4 protein-coding genes and 1 pseudogene are annotated in these 3,485 nt (G+C 68.2%); all 5 read left to right on the forward strand.

Annotated elements, in window-relative coordinates; translation table 11 throughout:
• A pseudogene (locus ACFU99_RS37710) lies at nt 1-227 on the forward strand (sugar ABC transporter permease); the annotation flags it as partial.
• Nucleotides 224-1,099: a carbohydrate ABC transporter permease gene (locus ACFU99_RS37715; RefSeq protein WP_384401420.1), complete on the forward strand. Its 876-nt coding sequence runs from the start codon at nt 224-226 to the stop codon at nt 1,097-1,099. The pseudogene ACFU99_RS37710 and the gene ACFU99_RS37715, both read left to right, overlap by 4 nt.
• Nucleotides 1,100-1,192: 93 nt before the next feature.
• Nucleotides 1,193-1,390 (forward strand): UTRA domain-containing protein, encoded by a 198-nt coding sequence (locus ACFU99_RS37720; protein WP_384401423.1) that lies wholly within the window; start codon nt 1,193-1,195, stop codon nt 1,388-1,390.
• A 357-nt stretch (nt 1,391-1,747) separates the two neighbouring features.
• Nucleotides 1,748-2,227, forward strand: a complete 480-nt coding sequence (locus ACFU99_RS37725; protein ID WP_384401426.1) for a hypothetical protein — start codon at nt 1,748-1,750, stop codon at nt 2,225-2,227.
• A gap of 172 nt (nt 2,228-2,399) precedes the next feature.
• Nucleotides 2,400-3,485 (forward strand): NUDIX domain-containing protein (locus tag ACFU99_RS37730; RefSeq protein WP_384401429.1); only part of this gene is annotated, 1,086 nt, incomplete at its 3' end.

The raw sequence follows: 3,485 nt of genomic DNA on the forward strand, positions 1-3,485 counted from the left end.
GAGTCATCACCGTCATCGAGGCGCTGCGCGCCTTCGACATCGTCTATGCCGTGAATCAGGGCCGCAACGGACTGGAACTGCTCTCCGTGCTCGTCACCGACAACATCATCGGCGAGGCGAGCCGCATCGGCTTCGGCTCCGCCATCGCCGTCGTCCTGCTCGTCGTGTCCCTGGGATTCATCGTGACGTATCTGGTCCAGGAGCTGAGAGGGGAGAAACGCCGATGACCACCCCCGCCCTCTTCCGCGCCCGGCCGGGCCGCCTGGGCCTGCACGCCTTCCTCCTCACCGTGTCACTGGTCTTCCTGGCGCCCTTGCTGCTGGCTGTCTACGCCTCACTGCGCCCCTACGAGGAAACCGCCGAACACGGCTATTTCTCGCTGCCCCGCCATCTGTCCTTCGACTACTACCGCCAGGCGTTCAGCGACTCGGGGATGAGCAAGTACTTCGCCAACTCACTGATCATCGCGGTCCCCGGCGTCCTCGTCACCCTCTTCCTGGCCTCCTTCGTGGCCTTCGCCGTCTCCCGCCTCCGCCTGCGCGGCGCGACCTTCCTGCTCATCGTCTTCACCGCCGGAAACCTGCTCCCGCAACAAGTCATCGTCACCCCCCTCTACGTACTCTTCAACCGCATCCCCCTCCCGTACTGGATGTCCGACTCCCTCACGATGTACGACTCCTACTGGGCCGTCATCGCCGTGCACATCGGCTTCCAACTGGGCTTCTGCGTCTTCGTCCTCGCCAATTTCATGCGCACCCTCCCCACCGAGATCCTGGAAGCGGCAGTAGTCGACGGCGCCGGCGTCTGGACCCAGTACTGGCGCATCACCCTCCCCCTCTGCCGCCCCGCCCTGGCGGCCCTCGGCACCCTCCAATTCACCTGGATGTACAACGACTTCCTCTGGGCCCTCGTCTTCATCTCCAACGGCGACAAGCTCCCCGTAACCTCAGCCCTCAACAACCTCCGCGGCCAATTCTTCACCGACTACAACTTGCTGGCGGCGGGCTCCGTACTCGTCGCCCTCCCGACGGTCCTCGTATTCCTGCTGCTGCAACGCCATTTCATCGCGGGGCTGACGTTGGGGGCCGGCAAGGGGTAGCCGGCCGAGGGGACGCCCGTCACCGAACCTCGTCTCATCCGAGGTGGCGCGATCGCCGCGCTCGAAGACCCTGACGGTCCCGTCGCCCGACGTGTGGTCCAGTTCGTGGAAGACGTCGACGTCCGCATGCCGACTCCTGATGAGATGGAGCAACTTGCGATCCCGGCCGGCGTTCCGCTCGCGCGCGTCATTCGTACCGCTTACGACGCCGAGGGCAAGGCGCTTGAGTTGCTTGACTCCCTGGTGCCGTGTGACCGGCACGTCTTTCGGTACGTCATCGACGTTTCCTAGCTGATCAGTTTCTTGCACGCTCACTGCACCGTCGCTGCCGTGCCGCCACATCACTACGGGGTAGGGGCCAGGCTCGGCGTGCGCGTAGACGTCGAGGCGGGGCACATCGCATCGCTGCCGTCTGAAGCCGCCCGTGGATCGTCCGTCGGGTGCCCATGTGAGACTGGCACGATGATGTCCCATCTGATCGCGGTAATCGGCAGCAGTCCCGGAGTTGGCAAATCGACCCTGTGCGGCGGGCTCACGCGTTGGCTTCGGGGTGCCGGTGCGAGTGTTGACCATTTTCAGGAAGCCGACATTCTCACACGGCCCGCCTTCGGGGCTGTGGCGGAGGAGTTCGCCGGGGGAGCCGGCAGTGTGCGGCCCGGGACGTTGGTGGAGGCGACGCGGGCGTATGTGGCGCAGGCTCGGGCCGAGGGGGTGGAGGTGCTGGTGACGGATGCGTTGATTCCGTTCGTGCCGTCCCTGGTCGCCTGGGGACACGAGGAGCCGGCGATCTCCGCGGTCGTACGCGACTTGGTGGAGGCGGTCGAGCCGACGAGGGTGACCGTGGTGTACCTGCGCGACGACCCGGACACGGCGCTCCGGCGGGCGGTCGACCGGGAAGGGCCCGAGTGGGCGGACTGGTTCGTCGGACGGCTCGCCGGGTCGCCCGGTACGTCCTCCGTGGACAGCCTGGAGGCAGCGGCCGAACACCTTCGCCGCGAGGCGGAACTGACGCTGCGGCTGCTGGCGGCGACGCCGTGGTCCGTGGTGACCGTGGACGTCGGGGAACGTTCCGCCGCCGAGGTCGAGGAGTGCGCCCGGCGCGAACTCGCCGGACCGGTCGGTAGGTAACCCGCGGCGCGTCGCCCACCGGTGTGCGCCCCCGCGCACATACCGGCGCTCGACCCGCTGCCGTGTGCCCCCGTGCCACCCCTTCGTCCCTCCATCCGCAGCGCCGCTCGCACGCGTTTTCGTGGCAAGGTGTTCCGGGAAATTCACTGGGGGCTACGGAAAAGGGGGCACCGTGATCGTTTGGCTGAACGGTCCGCTCGGTGCGGGAAAGACCCGTACGGCGCGAGAACTGGTGAGTCTGATTCCGGGCAGTACTCTCTACGACCCCGGCGTGATCGGCGGACTTCTCCACTCGCTGCTGCCGCCGCAGCGGATCGCCGACGCCGTCGCCGTCGACTATCAGGACCTGCCGGACCTGCCCATTTGGCGGCGGCTCGTCATCGACGGCGCCGCCGCCCTGCTCGCCGAGGTCGGCGGCGTATTGGTGGTGCCGATGACGCTGCTCCGGCAGGAGCACCGCGACGAGATATTCGGCGGACTCGCCGCTCGCCGCATTCCCGTCAGGCATGTGCTGTTGTCACCCGACGAAACGATCCTGCGGTCCCATGTCCTGAACCGTGCGGAATTCCGGCCCCATTCCGCGATGAACGCGATGAACGCGGGGAGCGCGGTGAACACGGCGAACGCAGCGAACGCAGTGAACACAGTGAGCGCGGTGAACGCCAACAGCACCGGGAACGCGGTGAGCACGGACACGAAACAATGCGCGCTCGACCATCTTGCGCGCTATCGCGAAGCTCTCCCATGGCTCGGCGCCGACGCCTACGCGCTCGACACCAGCTCCCTCACCCCCCGCCAGGCCGCCGAGCGGATAGCCGACGCCATACGGACCGGCGCGGCCGGCTGCTGCGAGATCGTGCAGACCCCGGAGCCGAGGGCCGAGACGACCGCCGCCGGGGTGCTGCTCTTCGACGAGGACGACCGCGTCCTCCTGGTCGACCCCACGTACAAGCCGGGCTGGGAGTTCCCCGGCGGCGTCGTGGAACCCGGAGAGCCGCCCGCCCGCGCCGGCATGCGCGAGGTCGCCGAGGAACTGGGCCTCGAACTCGCCGACGTCCCCCGGCTGCTCGTACTCGACTGGGAACCGCCCCGCGCCCCCGCCTTCGGCGGCCTGCGCCTCCTCTTCGACGGCGGCCTGCTGACCCGCGACGCGGCGGACCGGCTCCTGCTGCCCTGCGCGGAACTGCGCGGCTGGCGCTTCGTCACCGAGCACGAGGCCGCGCGCATGCTGCCGCCCGTACGGCAGACCCGGCTGCGC

Origin of the sequence: Streptomyces sp. NPDC057654 (assembly GCF_042800135.1) — a bacterium.
GTDB lineage: Bacteria > Actinomycetota > Actinomycetes > Streptomycetales > Streptomycetaceae > Streptomyces.